Source organism: Stenotrophomonas sp. Br8 (assembly GCF_014763005.1).
GTDB lineage: Bacteria > Pseudomonadota > Gammaproteobacteria > Xanthomonadales > Xanthomonadaceae > Stenotrophomonas > Stenotrophomonas lactitubi.
Map to the genome: position 1 here is coordinate 164,832 of NZ_JACGTN010000008.1, position 18,567 is coordinate 183,398.

19 protein-coding genes are annotated in these 18,567 nt (G+C 66.8%); 11 read left to right on the forward strand and 8 right to left on the reverse strand.

Going from position 1 to position 18,567, the window contains the following annotated elements:
• Nucleotides 1-216 precede the first annotated feature (216 nt).
• Genes H3005_RS08810 through gspH form a run of 3 tightly spaced genes read right to left on the reverse strand, consistent with a single transcriptional unit; the run spans nt 217 to nt 1,633 of the window.
• Nucleotides 217-831 (reverse strand): prepilin-type N-terminal cleavage/methylation domain-containing protein, encoded by a 615-nt coding sequence (locus H3005_RS08810; protein ID WP_191077955.1) that lies wholly within the window; start codon nt 829-831, stop codon nt 217-219.
• The gene (gspI, locus tag H3005_RS08815) at nt 828-1,190 is read right to left on the reverse strand and encodes a type II secretion system minor pseudopilin GspI (protein ID WP_191077956.1); all 363 of its coding nucleotides are present in this window, start codon (nt 1,188-1,190) and stop codon (nt 828-830) included. The genes H3005_RS08810 and gspI overlap by 4 nt, the downstream gene beginning before the upstream one ends.
• On the reverse strand, nt 1,187-1,633 hold the full coding sequence (gspH, locus tag H3005_RS08820) for a type II secretion system minor pseudopilin GspH (RefSeq protein ID WP_180167242.1): 447 nt from the start codon (nt 1,631-1,633) through the stop codon (nt 1,187-1,189). The genes gspI and gspH overlap by 4 nt, the downstream gene beginning before the upstream one ends.
• Nucleotides 1,634-1,749: 116 nt before the next feature.
• Here gspH and H3005_RS08825 point away from each other — a divergent pair, with 116 nt between their 5' ends.
• On the forward strand, nt 1,750-2,208 hold the full coding sequence (locus H3005_RS08825) for a general secretion pathway protein (protein ID WP_191077957.1): 459 nt from the start codon (nt 1,750-1,752) through the stop codon (nt 2,206-2,208).
• A gap of 7 nt (nt 2,209-2,215) precedes the next feature.
• Here H3005_RS08825 and H3005_RS08830 read toward each other — a convergent pair whose 3' ends face one another.
• Complete coding sequence (locus tag H3005_RS08830) at nt 2,216-2,557, reverse strand: hypothetical protein (RefSeq protein WP_191077958.1); 342 nt, start codon at nt 2,555-2,557, stop codon at nt 2,216-2,218.
• Nucleotides 2,558-2,758: 201 nt separating this feature from the next.
• Between H3005_RS08830 and H3005_RS08835 the strand changes: the two genes are divergently transcribed.
• From H3005_RS08835 to H3005_RS08860, 6 genes are all read left to right on the forward strand, one after another.
• Nucleotides 2,759-4,375, forward strand: a complete 1,617-nt coding sequence (locus tag H3005_RS08835) for a ShlB/FhaC/HecB family hemolysin secretion/activation protein (protein ID WP_191077959.1) — start codon at nt 2,759-2,761, stop codon at nt 4,373-4,375.
• A 37-nt stretch (nt 4,376-4,412) separates the two neighbouring features.
• The gene (locus tag H3005_RS08840) at nt 4,413-6,197 is read left to right on the forward strand and encodes a MotA/TolQ/ExbB proton channel family protein (RefSeq protein WP_191077960.1); all 1,785 of its coding nucleotides are present in this window, start codon (nt 4,413-4,415) and stop codon (nt 6,195-6,197) included.
• A 10-nt stretch (nt 6,198-6,207) separates the two neighbouring features.
• The gene (locus H3005_RS08845) at nt 6,208-6,621 is read left to right on the forward strand and encodes a biopolymer transporter ExbD (RefSeq protein ID WP_089235818.1); all 414 of its coding nucleotides are present in this window, start codon (nt 6,208-6,210) and stop codon (nt 6,619-6,621) included.
• Between the two features lie 3 nt (nt 6,622-6,624).
• Entirely contained in the window at nt 6,625-7,323 is a 699-nt protein-coding gene (locus tag H3005_RS08850; RefSeq protein WP_191077961.1) for a cell envelope integrity protein TolA, read from the forward strand.
• Nucleotides 7,324-7,365: 42 nt separating this feature from the next.
• The gene (locus tag H3005_RS08855) at nt 7,366-9,105 is read left to right on the forward strand and encodes a putative porin (RefSeq protein ID WP_191077962.1); all 1,740 of its coding nucleotides are present in this window, start codon (nt 7,366-7,368) and stop codon (nt 9,103-9,105) included.
• 97 nt (nt 9,106-9,202) lie between these two features.
• The gene (locus H3005_RS08860; RefSeq protein WP_089235815.1) at nt 9,203-9,532 is read left to right on the forward strand and encodes a hypothetical protein; all 330 of its coding nucleotides are present in this window, start codon (nt 9,203-9,205) and stop codon (nt 9,530-9,532) included.
• A 34-nt stretch (nt 9,533-9,566) separates the two neighbouring features.
• Here the strand turns inward: H3005_RS08860 and H3005_RS08865 are convergent, their stop codons facing one another.
• The 4 genes from H3005_RS08865 to H3005_RS08880 all read right to left on the reverse strand — a co-directional run bounded on the left by H3005_RS08865 (nt 9,567) and on the right by H3005_RS08880 (nt 12,384).
• Nucleotides 9,567-9,965 carry an OsmC family protein gene (locus tag H3005_RS08865; RefSeq protein WP_025874386.1) on the reverse strand — a complete coding sequence of 133 codons (399 nt, stop codon included), beginning with the start codon at nt 9,963-9,965 and terminating at the stop codon, nt 9,567-9,569.
• An 80-nt stretch (nt 9,966-10,045) separates the two neighbouring features.
• Nucleotides 10,046-10,687 carry a hydrolase gene (locus H3005_RS08870; RefSeq protein ID WP_100552657.1) on the reverse strand — a complete coding sequence of 214 codons (642 nt, stop codon included), beginning with the start codon at nt 10,685-10,687 and terminating at the stop codon, nt 10,046-10,048.
• A gap of 80 nt (nt 10,688-10,767) precedes the next feature.
• Nucleotides 10,768-11,448: a hydrolase gene (locus H3005_RS08875; protein WP_191077963.1), complete on the reverse strand. Its 681-nt coding sequence runs from the start codon at nt 11,446-11,448 to the stop codon at nt 10,768-10,770.
• A gap of 69 nt (nt 11,449-11,517) precedes the next feature.
• The gene (locus tag H3005_RS08880; RefSeq protein ID WP_191077964.1) at nt 11,518-12,384 is read right to left on the reverse strand and encodes a pirin family protein; all 867 of its coding nucleotides are present in this window, start codon (nt 12,382-12,384) and stop codon (nt 11,518-11,520) included.
• Between the two features lie 150 nt (nt 12,385-12,534).
• Here H3005_RS08880 and H3005_RS08885 point away from each other — a divergent pair, with 150 nt between their 5' ends.
• The 4 genes from H3005_RS08885 to H3005_RS08900 all read left to right on the forward strand — a co-directional run bounded on the left by H3005_RS08885 (nt 12,535) and on the right by H3005_RS08900 (nt 18,558).
• Nucleotides 12,535-13,461: a LysR family transcriptional regulator gene (locus H3005_RS08885; protein WP_191077965.1), complete on the forward strand. Its 927-nt coding sequence runs from the start codon at nt 12,535-12,537 to the stop codon at nt 13,459-13,461.
• A 173-nt stretch (nt 13,462-13,634) separates the two neighbouring features.
• Nucleotides 13,635-14,138 carry an RNA polymerase sigma factor gene (locus H3005_RS08890; RefSeq protein WP_191077966.1) on the forward strand — a complete coding sequence of 168 codons (504 nt, stop codon included), beginning with the start codon at nt 13,635-13,637 and terminating at the stop codon, nt 14,136-14,138.
• 82 nt (nt 14,139-14,220) lie between these two features.
• Nucleotides 14,221-15,174, forward strand: a complete 954-nt coding sequence (locus tag H3005_RS08895) for a FecR domain-containing protein (protein WP_191077967.1) — start codon at nt 14,221-14,223, stop codon at nt 15,172-15,174.
• 273 nt (nt 15,175-15,447) lie between these two features.
• Nucleotides 15,448-18,558, forward strand: a complete 3,111-nt coding sequence (locus H3005_RS08900) for a TonB-dependent receptor (RefSeq protein WP_191077968.1) — start codon at nt 15,448-15,450, stop codon at nt 18,556-18,558.
• The last annotated feature ends 9 nt before the right edge of the window (nt 18,559-18,567 follow it).

Genomic DNA, 18,567 nt, shown 5'->3' on the forward strand with positions numbered 1-18,567 from the left:
GCACCGAGGGCAGGGAGCAGCCATCAGCGGTGAGGACCACCGACACGGCGTCGCCGGGCGCGGGACAGCGCCCGGCGACCGGGGAGCCGCGCAGTAGATCCACGCCATGCGTGGATGCAGTTCAGTAGATCCACGCCATGCGTGGATGCAGTTCAGTAGATCCACGCCATGCGTGGATGCAGTTCAGTAGATCCACGCCATGCGTGGATGCTCCTCTCAGAGCGCCAACACCCGCCGGTAACTCAACGGCCCGCGTCCATCACGCAACCCCAACCGCAATTCCAGACCGGTCGCCGGCAGTACCTCCCCCTGGCTGGGCAGCATTGCCCAACCCACTCCCGGCTGCCATGCCCGCACTTCGAAGCGCTGCACATCACGCGCCACCATCAGCCCGCGCGTCGGCTCAGGCGCAGGGAGCGGATAATGATCGGACGGCGCACCGCTGGCACGCCACAACGTGCTGCCTTGCCGCCACCAGCGAACGCGCTGCCACTGCAGCCCATCACTGCCGACGCTGCGGGTGATCTCCAGGGTAAAGCCACCATCGGGATGGCGCTCACTGGTCAACGACGGCGGCAGCAGCCGCGCAGGCTGATCGGCCGGTCGCACCGCGCCGTTCATCAGCGCGTCGTCGGCCCGCATCTCGATATCGCGCTGGAACTGCTGCAACACCCGCATCGCCGTGCTGGTTTCGGCATCGGCCTGGCGCAGGCGCTGATCGGTGCTGGCAACGCTGTCCAGGGCGCGCCAGCAGATCACCGCCAGCACGCCCATGATGGTGATGGCGATCATCACTTCGATCAGGGTGAAGCCACCCGCAGCGCGTTTCATGGCGCCGCCGTCCATGGCAGCTGCAGGCGCGCCAGCGATTGCTTCGGTGCATCTTCGGCCACCACGCTCAAGTCCAGCTGCGCTTGCCCGTCGGCACCGCTGCCCAGGTGCTGCTGCACCAGGAAACGGGTGCGCCCCTGCAGGCACAGCAGGCGTGCATCGCCGGGTGGCTGTGCGGCCAGGCGCAGCTCCTGCCAGCGGTCCTGCGCGCACAGCAGGGCCAGCCGACGGTCACGCAGGCGCGACTGGTCATCGGTTGCCACCGCCACCGAGCGCATCACCGCCGCCAAGGCGATGGCCACGATGGCCAACGCGATCAGCACCTCGATCAGCGTGAATCCGTGTTGCTTCCGCTTCACTGCACGACCTGCAATTGTCCACTGCCATCATCACGAAGACGCAGTCGACGGCCGTCCAGCGACAACGCCAGCTCCCACGGCACGCCGATCCATTCGGGGCTCAACTCGATGGCGGCCTTTGGTTGCACTTCAATGCCGCGGGTCTGCCACTGCTGGGGGCGCAGCAGGTCATCGCGCCGCAGCTCGACCCAGCCTTCGTTGTCGCGGCGGCTGAAGCGATAGCCTTCTGCGCTGGCCTGCCAGCGGATCGGCCGACCATCGATGCGTGCTTCATCGCGCGCGACCTGCAGGCGCTGCGCCAACCGCTCCGATTCCTGGCGCAGCTGCCGCGCAGGGTCGAGCAGGCTGCCAAGGCCAAGGCCGATACCCGCCGTGCAGATGCCGATGATGACCAGTACCACCATCAGTTCAATCAGGGTGAAGCCGCGTGGCCTGCGTTGCATCGGACATCGCCTCCCGTCCTTGCCGATACCTGCCAGCGTAGGTGCGGATGATGAAACAAAAGCGTCAGCGACAGCTGCTAGCGTGGCCGCACAGGACCTTGGCGAAGGTGCGGAACATGGACGGCAGGCGTTGGGATCGCAATCGCACGTTGACCCTGCTGGCGGCCATGCTGCTGCTGGCCGTGGCGGGATATTGGGGCATGGCCCTGTTCATGGCGCCGGTTCGCGTTGCCGCCGCCCCAGTGCAGGTTGCCGTACCCGCTGCCCCGGCCTTCGACGACGCTGCGAGCGCACCGCTGGTGCGGCTGCTCTCGCCCGGCGCGGTGCAGACCGACGTGAGCGTGCTGGGCGTAATGGCCGGGCAACAGGCGCCGCTGGCGCTGCTGTCGGTGGATGGGGCGCCTGCCCAGGCCTATGCACCGGGCCAACGTCTGGGTCCATCTACCGTATTGGCAGCGATCAGCGCCAGCGCGGTTGAACTGCAGCAGGCAGGACAGCCGCGCTCGCTGCCCGTGCCCGAACTGCCGCCCATGCCTACCGATGGCATCGTTCCCGCCGCGCTGGGGCGGCACTGAACACGGCTCAGCGCGCCGGGCGCTGTGGCACCACCGAACGCCCGAACGCATCGCCCATGCGTTGCCGGGTTCCTTCCAGGTTGTACTGCAGCAACTGGTTGCCGGGCTTGCGCATCACGCGTTCGGCCTCGGGAAGAGCAGGGCGGGCGGCTGCGCTCTCCGCCGGCGCCAGCTTGCGTTGCAGGCAGTCCCAGGCGGGGATGCGCTCGCCGTTGACCTGTACTTCGATGCATGGCGCTGCATCTGCCTGTTTGGCAGCCTGGTCGGCCCGCGCCCAAGGCGAAGCCAGCCCCAGGACCAACGCCAGACAGAGGGCAGGGCGGTTTGGCGCAAGCAGGATGGCGTGCATGTTGAATCTCCCGAGGCAGCAGGCGCTCTGCAATGAAGACGTGTGCCAGGCACAGTGTCCGCCTGCGCCTGTTTCAGCATCGTCAACAGATGACAGTGCTGTCACAAAACTGTTGGCGGTTTTGACGCGGCCTGCACGTCCTGTTGATAGACCCACGCGCCGCTCCCTGGCCATTCCCTTCGATACGACGCGATGCCTCCGATGACTCCCGTTCCGTGCCGTGCCGCTCGCCTTCCGCTGCGCCTGCATCCTCTGATGCTGGCCCTGGCGTCGCTGCCATTTCCAGTGCTCGCGCAGGACGCCGCGCCAGCGCCCACGGTGAACATCAACGAGTACATCGTGCGCGGCAACACCGTGCTCGATGCGCGCCAGATCGAACGCGCAGTCGAACCGTTCCTCGGCCCCGGAAAAACGCTCGCCGATGTCGAGAAGGCGCGTGATGCCGTCAACGCGTTGTACCAGCAGGCCGGCTACCAATCGGTCTATGTGGAGCTGCCCGAACAGCAGGTCAACGCAGGCGTGGTGCTGCTGAAGGTGCAGCAGACGCCCATTGGCCAGCTGCGCGTGGTCGGTGCCCGCCATGACTCACCCGAACGCATCCGCGAGCGGGTACCGGCGCTGGCTGAGGGACGGGTGCCGGACTTCGACCAGGCGCAGAAGGAACTGACTGCGCTGAACGAAGGTGGCCGCCGCCAGGTGCTTCCGCTGGTGCGCGAAGGCCAGGTGCCGGGCACCATGGATGTGGACCTGCAGGTGGAAGAGAAGTCGCCTTGGCGCGCGAGCGCGGCACTCAACAACGACCACAGTGCCGACACCGAGAAGCTGCGGCTGAGTGCATCGCTGGCCCACGACAACCTGTGGAAGCGCGGGCACAGCGCCAACATCGGTGTGTACCTTGCACCGGAAGATACCAAACAGGCGAAGGTGTTTTCGGCCTCGTACACGATGCCCTTTGAAGGCACGCCGTGGAGCCTGGAAGCGTCCGGCTACAAGTCCGACAGCCGCGTACTGAATGCAGGTGGGCAGGTCGGCACCGGCACCGGCACCAACGTGATCGGCAACGGTCATTCCATTGGTCTCAAGCTCAACTACCGCCTGACCGGCAGCAGCCAGTGGTGGCGCCAGCTCAGCCTCGGCGTGGACTTCAAGGACACCGAAGAAGACACGCAGATGGGCAAGGACAGCCTGAAGACGCCGTTGAAGTACGCGCCGGTCACGCTGGCGTTCGTCGGCGTGCGCCAGGGCGAGAGCGATCAGCTGAGCATCAACACGCAGCTGGTGGCGGGAACCCGGCGTCTGTTCGGCTATGGCAGCAACGCCACCGATTTCGGCCAGAAACGCTACTGGGCCGACCCGAGCTTCGTAGCGTTCAAGGCGGATGTCTCCAATACGCACACCTTCGGCAACGACTGGCAGTGGTATGCGCGTGGCTCGCTGCAGGCGACCGATGCACCGCTGGTCTCGGCCGAGCAGTTCGCCGCTGGCGGTATGTACACCGTGCGTGGCTACCTCTCGGCCGAAGCGATCGGCGACTACGGTGGCCTGGCCAACCTGGAATGGCGCACCCCGGCGTGGTCGCTGTGGAGCGGTACCGACCTGCGCCTGTACAGCTTCGCCGACGCGGCCTACCTGCGCCTGCGTCAGCCGCTGCCGGAACAGCGCGACAAGTACAACCTGGCGTCGGTCGGGCTGGGCGCGCAGCTGCGCCTGGGCGAACACCTGCAGCTGCGCCTGGACTACGCCTGGCCTTACGCCGACGGCCCGGTCACGCGCAAGGACGACCCGCGCCTGCATTTCAACATCAGCACCAGCTACTGACCCTTCCCTTGAGATGCGTTCTCCGGAGACCTTTTGCATGGACCGTCTGCTTTCCCGAATGTTGCTGCTGCTGGCTGCGCTGATCGCGCTGCCCGCCGCCGCGGCCGATGCCAACTGGTGGCAGGCCGAATGGAAGTACCGCAAGCCGATCACCGTCGACGCCGGCCCACAGGGCGCAGGGTTGGCCGGCAATCCCGGACGTACCCCGCTGCTGCTGCGCCTGCATACCGGAAACTTCGGGTTTGATGGCACCCAGGAGGGTGGCAACGACCTGCGTTTCGTTTCTGCCGACGGTCGCACCGTGCTGGCCCATCAGATCGAGCAGTTCGACCCGAACCTGGGCCTGGCCCTGGTATGGGTGGACGTTCCGGCGCTGACCGCCAGCGCGCCGCAGACGATCTGGATGTACTACGGCAACGCGAAAGCACCGGCCAGCGGCAATGGCCAGCAGGTGTTCGATCCGGACTACACGCTGGTCTACCACTTTGCCGAAGCCAATGCGCCGGCGCGTGATACCACGGCCTACGGCAACACGGCCGGTGCGGTAGTGCCTGCGGCGGAAAGCACGGTGATCGGGCGTGGCGTGCAGCTGGGCGCGGGTCCGCTGCCGCTGCCGGCCAGCGCTTCGCTGGCACAGGAAGCGGGCGCGCCGCTCACCGTTTCTGCCTGGATCAAACCGGGCGCGCAGACCACCGCGCAGGCGATCTACGCCCGGCGCGATGGCACCGCCGAGCTGGTGGTGGGCATCGACAACCGCGTGCCTTTCGTGCAGCTCAATGGTCAGCGCAGCACGCCGGCACAACCGATCCCGGAAGGACAGTGGGCGCATCTCGCGCTTACCGCCGAGAAGGGGTCGCTGCAGCTGTATCTGAATGGCCGCGTGGTGGCCGAGCTCAGTGGTGATTTGCCGGCACTGACCACCGCTGCGGTGGTAGGTGCCGATGCACCGGGTGCGACGCAGCCGCTGGCCAACTTCGATGGTGCGCTGGATGAACTGCGGATCTCACGCGTGGCGCGCCCGGCGGCGCTGCTGCTGGCCGATGCCACCGCGCAGGGAGCCGATTCGCGCCTGATCAGCTACGGTGCTGACGAGCAATCGGCCGGACAGAGCCACTTCGCCTTCATCCTCAAGGCGATGCCGTTCGACGCCTGGGTGGTGGTGGCCATCCTCGGCCTGATGATGCTGTTGTCATGGGCGATCATGATCGCCAAGAGTCGCCATTTCGGCCGTACCAGCAAGGCCAATGCAGTGTTCACCGAGAGCTTCAGCAAGCTCTCCGGCGTGCCGCTGCGCACCTTGTCCGAGATGGACCGGCAGGGCAAGGTGCCGACGGCGATGCACGACGGCTCGCTGTGGCGCATCTACCAGGTGGCCATCGATGAAATGCAGCAGCGCCATCAGCGCGACGGCAACTCCGGCTATCTGAGCGCGGCCACCATCGCCGCCATCCGCGCGTCGATGGACGCGGTGATGGTGCGCGAACAGGAGGCGATGGCGCGGCGCATGAACTGGCTGTCGACCACCATCGAGGGTGCACCGTACGTGGGTCTGTTCGGCACCGTGATCGGCATCATGCTGGTGTTCGTGGTGGCGGCGATGGCCGGTGCGGTGGACATCAACTCGGTGGCCCCGGGCATGGCGGCAGCGCTGCTGTGCACGGCCGCCGGCCTGGGCGTCGCGATCCCGGCACTGTTCGGCTACAACTGGCTGGGCGCACGCGCCGAAGCGATCGGCGCCGACATGGCGGTGTTCGTCGACGAGTTCGCCGCCCGCCTGGCTGAAGAGCAGGACGGGCGCGGCCCGGCCGCGGTCCAGGGCTGAGGGACCGGCCATGGCCTACAAGGCGAAGTTCGGCATCAAGAAACGCGAGAAGGGCATCAACGTGACGCCCTTCGTCGACGTGCTGCTGGTGGTGCTGGTGATCTTCATCCTGACCAGCAACGCCTCCATTCCCGGCATCGAGGTCAACCTGCCGAAGGCCAGCAACAGCACCGCACTTGAGAAGCCCAAGACCAAGGCGATCACCATAGACCCCAGCGGCCAGGTATTCCTGGACGCCTACCCGGTGACGATGGCCGAGCTGGAGGACCGCCTGCGTACCGAACGCGCGACGTCGCCGGATTTCCCGGTGATCGTGCGCGGTGATGCGCAGGTGCAGTACGCGCGCGTGGTCGAGGTGCTGGACCTGCTGCGGCGGCTGGAGCTGGCCCAGGTCGGCCTGGTCACCGGCAAGGCGCAGGGCTGAGGCATGGCCGGCCATCGACCACCCCTGCAGGAGCCTGGTACGCGCGGACGCCAGTTGCTGGTGACGATCGCGCTGGTACTGGCGGCGCTGCTGGTACTGGGTATTGCCCTGTGGTGGCTGCTGTTCAAGGACACCGCCAGCACGCGCCGGCCGGTGGTGCAGCCGCCGATGCTGTCGTTGCCCCCACCACCGCCGCCACCGCCGCCACCGGAAAAACCGCCCGAGCCGGAGACACCGCCGGAAGAGACCGTGCCTGAGCCGGAACCGCTGGACCAGCCAACGCCGGCCGAAGAGCCGACGCCGACGCCGGACAACGCCGACCCGGTGACCATGGACACCGATGCGCAGGCCGGCGGAGACAGCTTCGGCATCCAGTCGGGCAGCGGCGGTGGCTCGTCCGGTGTCGGCCGTGGCGGTGCCGGCAATGCCAGCTATGGCCGCTACCTGGGCTATCTGATGCAACAGGCGATTTCGCGCGATGCGCGGGTCAAGCGCCTGGCCTTCCAGCTGCAGGTGAATGTGTGGCTGGCGCCGGACGGCCGGCTGGAGAAGGTCGAGCTGGTGCGTGGCAGCGGTAACGAGGAGGCCGACGTGGCCGTGCTCGATGCGCTGCGGCAGATCGGCAAAGTCGACCAGATGCCACCGGCGTCGCTGGATTTCCCCGCGCGCGTGCTGATCCAGGGGCGCCGCCCCGGCGCTTGACCGATGACTTCCGTGATTTCCCTTCTTTCGATGAGAACCGTGATGAACGACCACGACCGCGCTCGAACCGCATCCCGCCGCCCGCGGCCGGCCCGACGGGCGCTGCTGTGCTGCGCCGTACTGCTCAGCCTGGCCGTGCCGGCCAGTGCGATGGCTGCCGAAACCACCATGGTCAAGCTGATCCGGGGCCTGATCGCCAGTGGCGCACTCAAGCCCGAAGACGGCCAGGCGCTGCTGGTACAGGCCGAAGCAGAGGCGGCGGCTGCGCAACGTGTCACTGCGAGTGGCGCAGCCAACAGCGGCGGCGTGGCGCTGGAAGCCGGCGACGTACGTGTGCCGTACGTGCCGCAGAGCGTGCGTGATGGCATCCGCGATGAAGTACGCCAGGATGTGATGGCGCAGGCCAAAGCCGAGGGCTGGGCCGCGCCGAACGAAGTGGCCGAGTGGACCAAGCGCATCAAGGTGACCGGTGACATGCGCGTGCGCAGCGAGTCGCGCTTCTACTCCGAACGCAACAGCGACATCGAAACCAACTGGGCCTCGGTGAATGCGGGTAGCGGTTTCGATACCAACAACAACACCAACCTGCAGCTGCCGCCGCTGCTCAACACCCGCCAGGACCGCCGCAACCTGTGGCGCATCCGTGCACGGCTGGGCATCGAAGCGATGATCGGCGAGCACACCACCGCAGGCGTGCGCCTGGCCAGTGGCAGCAGCAACGGGCCGGTGTCCACCACCGAACAGCTTGGCGGCGGCCTGGGCAAGAAGGACGTGTGGCTGGACCAGGCATGGCTCGCCTACAGCCCGGCCGACTGGGTGACGGTGCGCGGCGGACGCTTCGGCAATCCGTTCTGGACCAGCGACACGCTGTTCTCCAACGACCTGAATTTCGATGGTCTGGCAGCCAATCTCAGGTACGAACTCGCCGACGACGTCGGCCTGTTCGGCAACCTGGCGGTGGTGCCGTTGGAGTACACCTCCGACAGCGCTCCCAGCCAGAGCCGGGTGAAGACGCCCAACGAGAACAAGTGGCTGTCCGGTGCACAGGTGGGGGTGAACTGGCGCTTCAACGATGACAACAGCCTGCGTGCAGCGCTGGGCTACTACGATTTCAAGAACATCAGTGGCCGCCTGTCGTCGCCGTGCGCGCTGTACGCAGGTGCGGTCGGGTGCGATACCGACTGGTCGCGGCCGGCGTTCATGCAGAAGGGCAACACCCTGATGCTGATCCGCGATATCGCCCGCAATCCGCTGGATCCGGCCAATACGCCCACGCCACAGTACGTGGGCCTGGCCTCGGCATTCCGCCTGGCGACCTTCAACCTGCGCTGGGATACACAGCTTGCGCAGGACATCGGCATGCGCCTGGACGCGGACTACATCCGCAACCTGGCCTATGGCAAGCAGGCCATGTTCGCCCGGGCCAACAACGGCATCGTCAACAACTACGGCGCCGGTGGCAGTGCCAGCATCGACACCTTCCGCAGCGGCGACACCGCCTGGATGCTGCAGGCCACCTTCGGCGCCACCGAGCTGAAGGAGAAGGGCCAGTGGCAGGCCCTGCTGGGCTACAAGCGGATCGAGGCCGATGCGCTGCCTGACGCCTACAACGATCCGAACTTCCACCTCGGCGGTACCAATGCGCGCGGCTACTACGTCGGCGGCGCCTATGCGTTGGATGCGCGCAGCTGGATCAGCGGCAAGTGGATGGCGGCCAAGGAAGTGTCGGGTCCACCGTTGTCGATCGACGTGTTCCAGCTGGAGTTCAACACCGGTTTCTGATCGGACAGCGTGATCGCAGTCACGACACGCGTGGCGGGGGCGCGGCGACGCGCCCGTCTAAGGAAGGAAGACCACGCGTTGCACAAAGGAGGAGTGGATGAGCCGTCGCAAGCTGTTCGAGAGTTCCGAGCCCGCCGCACAGACACTGGGCATCGGGCCGGCCTATGTCTCGGTGGAGGGGTTGCGCCAGCACCTGGCCGAATTCCTGCTGTATGCAGGGCGCCCGGTCGTCATCATGCGCGGGCGAAGCGAGGTCGGCTATTTCCTGCCGGCACGCTGCTGGCGCCAGCGTGAGGATGATCCGCTGGCTGCCGCTGCCGCCGATCAACTGCTGGATGCCGCCGGCTTCCAGGCCGAGGACATCCAGCAGGTCGAACAGGAGTTCAACGCCATGCGCCAGCGCACCGTGCTGCACTCCCGGCGTTGAAGGGTCAGTAGATCCACGCCATGCGTGGATGCGCTTATGCTGCCGCCCCGCGCTCGCTGGTGATCCGTGCACCCTCGCGCATCACCAGCGTCACCGGGGTCTTTTCCACCACCTCCAGCAGGCGCTGCCACTGCGCATCACTCAGCTCGGCGGTGGCATGCAGCACGCGGTGCACGTGGAAACGCCCGTCCGCATCGCGTTCGGAACGCAGCTCGGCGTGGAACTCGCCCAGCTCCCAGCCCTTGCGCTGGGCATACATGCGCAGGGTGATGGCGGTACACGCGGCCAGCGAGGCCAGGTACAGGTCGAACGGGGCAAAGCCCTTGCCCTGGCCACCGAGCGAGGCGGGCTCATCGGCCGCGACATCGAAATGGCCGTTGCTGATGTGGTGCAGGTAGTTGTCGGCGGTCGAAACAATGCGTGCGTAGGCCATGGGAATCCCCGGTTGTAGCGCCGGGCCATGCCCGGCTGCAGGAAAAGGTGGCGCCAGCCGGAGCCGGGGCCGCCACGGAATCACTCCGTACGATCGTACGAGAACTGGATGCCGGCCGTACCACCGGTTTCGATGAAGAGGTTCATGAAGGCCGGCACCGTCTCCGCCCGTGCCCAGTCGCGCTGCAGTTCGCAGAACAGCTGCGTCACGCTGATCAACTGGCCACCGGCCTGCTCGATGCGGCGCAGCGCGGCATCATGCGCGGCCAGCGAGGTGCCGCCCACCGCATCGACCACCACGTAGACTTCATAGCCTTCCTTCAGCGCATCCAGTGCCGGGAAGGTAAGGCAGGCTTCGGTCCACAGCGCGGTCATGATCAGTTTCCTGCGGCCGGTCGCTGCCACCGCCTTGCGGAACTCGACGTCTTCCCAGGAATTGATGGTGGTGCGGTCGTAGGTCGGGTAGTCGCCCAGCACCTTGCGCAGCTGCGGGATCGGCGGCTTGTTCAGGCCGGTCTGCACGTTCACGGTCGAATGCACGATCGGCAGGCCGTAGGCGACCGCCGCCTTGGCGGTGCCGACGATGTTGTTGACCAGCAGCTGGCGGTCCATCGAGGCGATGGAGTTCACCTGTACCGGCTGGTAGTCGATGATGATGAAGGCGGAATTCTGCGGCGTCAGCAGGTGGTCGCTGACGGGGTCACGGATCGGTTCACTGGCCATGAGGGTGTCCTGGTCGGGGTTGGCTTGCGGTGGAGCCGGCGGCGCGCCGGCAGGCGGAAATCGCCGTGGATGCACTGGGCTCAGCTACGCTGAGAATCCAGCTGCTCGTGGTTCTTCTGCACGTCCTGCGCCTTCTGGTAGCTCTCGATCAGCAGCTGGTAGTTGGGGAAGATCTGCGTGTAGATCGCTGCCCACTGCTGGGCGTCCTCGCGGTTCCAGGTGCGCTGGATTTCCGAGGCGACCGCAGCGGTATCCATAGGCACCACGCCGGCCTGCACCACACGCGCCAGGGTGATTTCCTCGGCCATCTTCGAATAGGTGCCGGAGGCATCGACCACCGCGAACACCTGGTAGCCGTCGGCGACGGCGGCAATCGAGGGGAAGGCCATGCATACGCTGGTGATGGTGCCGGCGATGATCAGCTGTTTGCGGCCGGTGGCCTTCACCGCGGCGACGAACTCGGCGTTGTCCCATGCATTGATCTCGCCGCGGCGCGCCACGTACTGCGCATGGGGTGCGGCGTCATGGATCTCCGGGATCAGCGGGCCGTTCGGACCCTGCGGTACCGACGCGGTGGTGATCACCGGCATTTTCGCCAGCGTGGCCATCTTCGCCAGGGCGGTGGCGTGCGCGCGCACGGAGGTGAACGGCATGTCACCGATCGTCTGGAACAGGCCACTCTGGTGGTCGATCAGCAGCATCGCGGCGTTGTCCGGGTCGATCACCGGGCGGGCGCCGTTGAAGTTGGCGGGGGTACTCATGGTCAGTCTCCTGGGGAGGGGGCGAAGGCCCGGAAGGCGGCGGGCGGTTGCCCGCCGCAATGCAGTGGATCAGTGCGCGATCTGGCCGAAGCGGCCGCCGTTGAAGTCGTTGACGGCCTGGCGGATCTCGGCCTGGGTGTTCATCACGAACGGCCCATAGCCCACCACCGGCTCATCGATCGGTTCGCCGCTGAGCAGCAGCACCGTGGCGTCGCTGTCGGCATCGATGAACACGTCTTCGCCGCTGCGGTCGAAGGTCACCAGCTGTGCTTCGCCGACTGCCTGGCCGCCGTTGATCCGCACCGTTCCCTTCAACACCACCAGCGCCAGGGTGCGGCCATCGGCCACCGGCAGCTCGGCGTGCTGGCCCTGCAGCAGGCGGATGTCCCACACGTCCATGGGGGTATGGGTACGTGCCGGTCCAGCAACGCCTTCGAATGCCCCGGCGATGACGCGTACGCGGCCGGCACCGTCGGCCAAGGCCACCGAAGGAATCTGCGCATCGAGCAGGGTCTGGTAGCCCGGCGCACCCATCTTGTCCTTGGCCGGCAGGTTCACCCACAGCTGCACCATGTCCAGCGTGCCGCCGCGCTTGCTGAATTCCGGCGTGTGGAATTCCTCATGGAGGATGCCGGAGGCAGCGGTCATCCACTGCACGTCACCCGGGCCGATGGTGCCGCCGGCGCCGGTCGAGTCGCGATGGGCGACTTCGCCTTCGTAGACGATGGTGACGGTCTCGAAGCCGCGGTGCGGATGCTGGCCGACCCCGCGCGGGGTTTCGCTGGGCGGGAAGCTGTACGGCCCGGCGTAGTCCAGCAGCAGGAACGGACTCAGGTGCTGGCCATGGGTGTTGTAGGAGAACATCGAACGGGCGGGAAAGCCGTCGCCCACCCAGTGCGGGCGGGGGGCGCTGTAGGTACCGGTGACACGCTTCATGGCGATCTCCTGACCGGGGCAACCGGTCGCTGTTTTTCGTTGCGGAGACGATATCGCCGTGACAATGGGCCCGGTAGTCGGCAGAATTTGCCGTCATAGTCCTATTTTGTGAACGATGAAGGCCCGGCAAGGGCCGCAGGAGATCGTCCCGTGTTCATCGCCGACATCCGCCGCTGCGACCTCAACGACCTGTTCTATTTCGCCATGGTGGTCGAGCACGGCGGCTTCTCGCAGGCAGGGCGCGCACTGGCCATGCCCAAGTCCAAGCTCAGCCGCCGCATCGCCCTGCTGGAGGAACGGCTGGGTGTGCGCCTGATTCAACGTTCCACCCGCCGCTTTTCGGTCACCGAGATCGGCCAGGACTACTACCGGCATTGCAAGGCGATGCTGGTGGAAGCCGAGGCGGCCGAGGAGGCCATCGCGCTGTCACGCGCCGAGCCGCGGGGCACCCTGCGGCTGGCTTGTCCGATCGCACTGCTGCACGCGCGCATTGGCGGCATGCTGGCCGACTTCCTGGCCCTGCATCCGCAGGTGACCCTGCAGCTGGATGCCACCAACCGGCGCGTGGACGTGGTGGGCGAGGGCGTGGACGTGGCCATCCGCGTGCGCCCGCCACCGCTGGAGGACAGCGACCTGGTGGTGCGCGTGCTGGCCCGTCGCATCTGGTGTACTGCTGCCAGCCCGGCCCTGCTCAAGCAGATGGGTACGCCGAAAGTGCCTGCCGATCTGGCGATGATGCCCACCGTGGACCTGGCATCGCCGGCCCAGATGCATGTCTGGGAGTACGCCGGTCCAGAGGAGGTCCAGGCCAGCGTGCACCACCGCCCGCGGCTGGTCAGCGATGACATGATCGCGCTGCGCAGTGCGGCGGTGGCCGGTGTCGGCGTGCTGATGCTGCCGCGGATGATGATCACCGACGAACTGGCCAGCGGCGCACTGGTGCCGATCCTGCCGCAGTGGCAACCCAGGCACGGCATCGTGCATGCCGTGTTCCCCTCGCGGCGCGGCCTGCTGCCGGCGGTGCGCGCGTTGATCGACTACCTGGCCGAGCGCTTCGATGCGCTGCAGGAACCGTAGGCACCACATCCACGCATGGCGTGGATCTACTGGACCTGTCGTCGCCTGGTAGATCCACGCCATGCGTGGATGCTGTGCGGAACTTCGCTTGCCGCGCATCGCTGCGCGGCCCACAATCCACGTACGGACCGTCGCCATCACGCCCATCATTCCCCGGTCCGGCCTTGGCACTTATGTCTCCCAATGCCCTGGCGCTGATCGAGCTGTTGATCCGCGAGCGCCGTGCGTTGTCCCGCTTCATTGCCCGCTACCTCGACCCGGCCAGTACCGAAGACACCTTGCAGAACCTTTATCTGAAGGCCAGCAGCGTGCCCGGCGACCCGCCGATCCTGGAACCGCGCGGGTATCTGTACCGCATGGCCTACCACCACGCGCTCAACCGCAGCCAAGCCGACGCGCGCGAACGGCGGGCGATGGCGGAGTACGCCAGCGACCTGGCCGATGCCCGCAATGATGGCGAGGCGCAGGCGTTGGACCAGGCCCAGCTGCGCGAGATCAGCCAGACCATCCTGGCGCTGCCGCCACAGGTGCGCGAGTGCTTCGTGCTCAACCGCTACCTGGGCCTGAGCGAGCGCGAAATCGCCGTGCGTCTGGGTATTTCCAAGAGCGTGGTGGGCAAGTACGTGCTGCGCGCAGCCCTGCTCATCCAGCAGCACCAGCGGGGAAGCCGCGCATGACCTGCATGTGCCGTGGGCAGATGCCGCTCACCGTTGTCTCAACTGTAAGGCGCACCCGTTGGTGGTGCCGCGGGCCACAATCATGACTACGTCCATACCCTCGCCGCGTCAGGCCAGGCAGGCGTTGCGCTGGGTGATACGGTGCAATGCGGGCCGGTTGCCGGAGCGCCAGCAACGCGCCCTGCAGCGCTGGCTGCAGGCCGATCCCCGGCATGCCGATGCCTGGCGCCAGCAGCAGGCCTTCTGGCAAGGCCTGGATGCCGCCGGCCCGGATGTCCTGGCTGCGCTCCCGGAACTGACCGCCGAACCCGCGCTGCGGCCGCTGCAGCCACGTCGTCGACTGACTTGGCTGCTGGCCAGTGCGGCGGTGCTGCTGCTTTCGGTGACGGTGGCGCCGCACGCGTGGCTGCTGGTCCGCAGCGATGTGCGCAGCGGCAACGCGCCGCGCACGGTGCAGCTGCAGGATGGCAGCACTGCCATATTGGATGCAGGCAGCGCGCTGGCGCTTGATTTCAGCGCCGGCCAGCGCCGCCTGCAGTTGCTGCGTGGCAGCGCCTGGTTCCAGGTCGCGCACGAAGCACGACCGTTCCGGGTGGAGGCCGGCGGTGGCGAGATCCGTGACATCGGCACGGCATTCAGCGTTGCGTTGCAGGATGCCGTGGTGACCACCGAGGTCAGCCAGGGCGAAGTGGAGATCAGGCCAGGTCATGTCGCTGCGCAGCGGCTGCAGGCCGGGCAGGCACGCGCGTTCCGTGATGGCCGCTGGCTGCAACCGCTGCAGCTGACCGATGTGGAGGCCATCGCACCGTGGCGGCGCAGCGAGATCGTCATTGATGATCTGCCTGCGCAACGGGCGATCGAGCGCCTTGCCCGCTATCGGCGTGCGCCGGTCTGGGTTCTGCGCGGGCAGGGCGCGCAGGTGGCGGTGAGCGGGTTGTTCCACCTGCAGCAGCCGGATGCGGCGATTGCCGCCGTGGCCCAGCAGGCCGGCCTGCGCAGCCAGCGCCTGCCGGGCGGCGCGTTGTTGTTGTGGTGATGTCGAGGGGTGGCGGGTGGGCCCATCCACGCATGGCGTGGATCCACTGGGGTGAATCGGGCTCATCCACGCATGGCGTGGATCTACCAAGAGCCCGGGTAGATCCACGCCATGCGTGGATGATCTGCCGGTCAACAAAAAAACCGTGGGCAGATCCGGCCCCCCCTTGTCTCTAGTGGTATAGCCAGAGCGAAACCGCGTTTCTTCTCAAGCCAACCGAGCCGCGTGCACCCGATGTGCGCACGGTACCGCCACCTTGAGGAGTCACCGTTCATGCCGTTCCCGGCATCCGCCCGTCATCGCCACGCCACCGTCCTCGCCCTGGCCATCGCCACGGCACTGGTTCCCTTCGCTTGGGCGCCGACCGCCCGCGCCCAGGCCGCTACTGCCTCCGTGCGCACGTATGCCATTCCCGAACAGGCCTTGGCCGACGCAGTGCGCAGCTTCGGCCGCCAGTCGCAGGTGCAGGTGGTGTTCCGCAGCGATCTGGTGGAAGGGCGGCGCTCGCGTGCAGTGCAGGGCCGGTACAGCCCCACCGAAGCACTGGACCAGTTGCTGCAGGGCAGTGGCCTGCGCGCGCAGCAGGAGCTGGGCGGCACCTGGACCCTGCAGGCCGCCGCCGCTGACGGCGGGGTGGTGGTCACCGACACGCTGAAAGTGGGCGGGCGCCTGCAGGCCGACGGCGGCGAAACACGTGATCGTTGGGGATACGACGACGTGTTCGCGCTCGACCTGAGCACGGCCTATTCCGGGCGCGACCGCGTGGAGCGCTATCGCGGCGCCAACCCGGCCGATGTGGTCAAGGACCTGGTCGGCGTGTTCAGCGGCGACGCCCGCAACAGCGGCGCGCTGGACCTCAACATCCGCGGCATCCAGGGGCCGGGACGGGTGCCGGTCAGCATCGACGGTGGCGAGCAGGCGCTGACCGTATGGCGGGGCTACAACGGCGTCAGCAACCGCAACTACATCGATCCCAACCTGATTGGTGGCATCCAGGTCATCAAGGGGCCAGCGTTGGTGCGCGATGTACACAGCGGTATCGGCGGAGCGATGGTCATCAAGACCCTCGACGTCGACGACATCGTGCCGGCCGGCGAGCGCTTCGGCGGGGAGCTGAAGATCGAAGGCAGCAGCAATGCGGTGTCACCGCGCCTGCCACGGCTGCACACCGGCGAGGACTACCGCACGGTGGATGGCTTCCCGCAGCAGTCGCCGAACTCGCCCTATGCTGACCGCACCCTGGTGGTGCCGGTGAAATCGCGCAGCGGTGACAACCCGTTCGATGGCGATGACCAGGCCTGGCGGCTGGCGCTGGGCTGGCGCGGTGAGCGGGTGGACGTGATGGCGGCCTACGCGTGGCGCAAGCGCGGCAACTATTTCTCGGGTAGCAAGGGCAGTGCCTACTACGATCAGGACCCGCGCGAGCAGTACGAATACCAGGGCATCGATTACATCACCACGCTGGCGCGCTACTTCAAGCCGGGTGATGAAGTCCCCAACACGTCCAGCGAACAGGAGTCGTGGCTGCTGAAGGCCACCTGGCAGATCAGCGATGACCAGCAGCTCAAGGCCACCTGGCGGCACACGCTTTCGCACTACGGCGAGATCATGCCTTCGCGCATCCTGTCCGCGCCGGATTACGGGCGCATCCAGTGGCCGCTCAGCCGGGTCGATTCCGATGCCTGGAACCTGGAGTACCGCTGGCAGCCGGCCGGCAGCCGTTGGCTCGACCTGCGCGCCAACCTGTGGCGGACCGAAACCAACAGCGATACCTACACCGCCGGTGGTTTCCCCAACTTCGCCTCGGGCAACCCCGATTGGGATCCCAGCCGCAGCCCGATCCTGCGCAACACCGCTCTGGCCAATGCGCGCAACGACCGTACCGGGCTGACCCTGAGCAACCGCTTCGGCCTGCATTCCACGCTTGACCTGACCGTGGGCGGCAACTGGCAGTATGAAAAACTGGGGTCGGGAGACCCGTACTTCGGCGTCAGTGATGGCTGGCGCATGTACCCGCGCGCGGGCCGTCGCCAGGAAGGCGAGGGCTACCTCACGCTGGAGTGGCGGCCGGTCGATTTCCTCACCCTCAATGCCGGCGTGCGCTACAGCCGCTACCGGGCCTTTGATGACTTCCTCGGCGAGCATCCTGAACTGCTGACCCGCGGGGTGGGCGGCAAACAGGCGAGCTACCGGGTCAACGAGCTGCCGGAGCGCCCAGCCAGCGTGCAGGCGCAGGTGGATTCGCTCGAAGCCGAGCGCGCCTTCTGGGAGAGCATCGGCATGGGCTGGTTCGTCGACGATGCGATCCGTGGCCTGCTGCAGAGTTACCAGACGCCACAGCCGGTGGAGCACACCATCGCTTGGCTGCCCGATGCCGACGGCAACTACTCCCGTGCCACCAATCCGTGCCTCAATGGCGAAGTGGCTGCCATCCCCGGCGCGCTGCCACTGTTCCCCGGCAGCGACCTGGTCTGCAGCATCCGCAACACAGTGCAGTCGCGGCCGGTGGATGGACGCAATACCCGCCGTCGCGACCATGCCTGGCTGCCCACCTTCTCGGCAACGGTGAACCTGTCGCCGTCCGCGCGCATCTACCTGCGCTACAGCGAGGCGGTGCGCTTCCCTAGCATGTTCGAGAGCACCATTGCCTTCTCCAGCAGCCTCAATCCGCTGTACGCGCTCAAGCCCGAGCACGCCTACAACTACGAGCTGGGCTATGTACACAATCTGTCCGCGCTGTTCGGCGGCACCGCCGATGCCGACGTCAAGTTGGCCTACTACGTGCACAAGACGCGCGATGTGATCGAGCGCGACGCCTACTTCCTGTTCGACAACATCGACAAGCAGACCATCCGTGGCATCGAACTGCAGGCGCGCTTCGACAATCGACGCTTTTTCAGTGACCTGGGTATCGCGCGCACGCTGGAAAACGAGGTGTGCGACGAGAGCAGCGCGGTGCTGCTCGACGCCAACCGCGGGCTGGTGCCGAACTGCGTACAGGACGGTTTCGTGGGCGGCTACCTGCTGACCCAGGCGATTCCCAAGCTGTCGGTGAATCTGTCACTGGGCACGCGCCTGTTCGATGAGCGGCTGGAACTGGGCAGCCGCATCGTGCACTACCGGCGTCACAACAACCCCGACCTGCAGGTCTACCGCGATCGTCTGCTGGCAGGTGGCAGCAGCCTGCTCTGGCAGAACGTGCCGTTCACCTGGGGAAACATCACCACCGTGGATGCCTATGCGCGCTGGCGCTTCAGCGACCACGCCAGCGTTGAACTGGTCGGCAGCAATCTCGGCAACCGCTATTACGTCGACCCGGCCACGCGCTCCACGCTGCCGGCGCCGGGTCGCACCGTCAAGCTTGCGCCCACTGCGCGCTTCTGAGTTCCACCG

Excerpts from the sequence above, each read along its gene's own strand:
- H3005_RS08810 (WP_191077955.1), bottom strand. The coding sequence starts at position 831 with ATGAAACGCGCTGCGGGTGGCTTCACCCTGATCGAAGTGATGATCGCC.
- gspH (WP_180167242.1), bottom strand. The coding sequence starts at position 1,633 with ATGCAACGCAGGCCACGCGGCTTCACCCTGATTGAACTGATGGTGGTA.
- H3005_RS08825 (WP_191077957.1), top strand. The coding sequence starts at position 1,750 with ATGGACGGCAGGCGTTGGGATCGCAATCGCACGTTGACCCTGCTGGCG.
- H3005_RS08830 (WP_191077958.1), bottom strand. The coding sequence starts at position 2,557 with ATGCACGCCATCCTGCTTGCGCCAAACCGCCCTGCCCTCTGTCTGGCG.
- H3005_RS08835 (WP_191077959.1), top strand. The coding sequence starts at position 2,759 with ATGACTCCCGTTCCGTGCCGTGCCGCTCGCCTTCCGCTGCGCCTGCAT.
- H3005_RS08840 (WP_191077960.1), top strand. The coding sequence starts at position 4,413 with ATGGACCGTCTGCTTTCCCGAATGTTGCTGCTGCTGGCTGCGCTGATC.
- H3005_RS08845 (WP_089235818.1), top strand. The coding sequence starts at position 6,208 with ATGGCCTACAAGGCGAAGTTCGGCATCAAGAAACGCGAGAAGGGCATC.
- H3005_RS08850 (WP_191077961.1), top strand. The coding sequence starts at position 6,625 with ATGGCCGGCCATCGACCACCCCTGCAGGAGCCTGGTACGCGCGGACGC.
- H3005_RS08855 (WP_191077962.1), top strand. The coding sequence starts at position 7,366 with ATGAACGACCACGACCGCGCTCGAACCGCATCCCGCCGCCCGCGGCCG.
- H3005_RS08860 (WP_089235815.1), top strand. The coding sequence starts at position 9,203 with ATGAGCCGTCGCAAGCTGTTCGAGAGTTCCGAGCCCGCCGCACAGACA.
- H3005_RS08865 (WP_025874386.1), bottom strand. The coding sequence starts at position 9,965 with ATGGCCTACGCACGCATTGTTTCGACCGCCGACAACTACCTGCACCAC.
- H3005_RS08870 (WP_100552657.1), bottom strand. The coding sequence starts at position 10,687 with ATGGCCAGTGAACCGATCCGTGACCCCGTCAGCGACCACCTGCTGACG.
- H3005_RS08875 (WP_191077963.1), bottom strand. The coding sequence starts at position 11,448 with ATGAGTACCCCCGCCAACTTCAACGGCGCCCGCCCGGTGATCGACCCG.
- H3005_RS08880 (WP_191077964.1), bottom strand. The coding sequence starts at position 12,384 with ATGAAGCGTGTCACCGGTACCTACAGCGCCCCCCGCCCGCACTGGGTG.
- H3005_RS08890 (WP_191077966.1), top strand. The coding sequence starts at position 13,635 with ATGTCTCCCAATGCCCTGGCGCTGATCGAGCTGTTGATCCGCGAGCGC.
- H3005_RS08895 (WP_191077967.1), top strand. The coding sequence starts at position 14,221 with ATGACTACGTCCATACCCTCGCCGCGTCAGGCCAGGCAGGCGTTGCGC.
- H3005_RS08900 (WP_191077968.1), top strand. The coding sequence starts at position 15,448 with ATGCCGTTCCCGGCATCCGCCCGTCATCGCCACGCCACCGTCCTCGCC.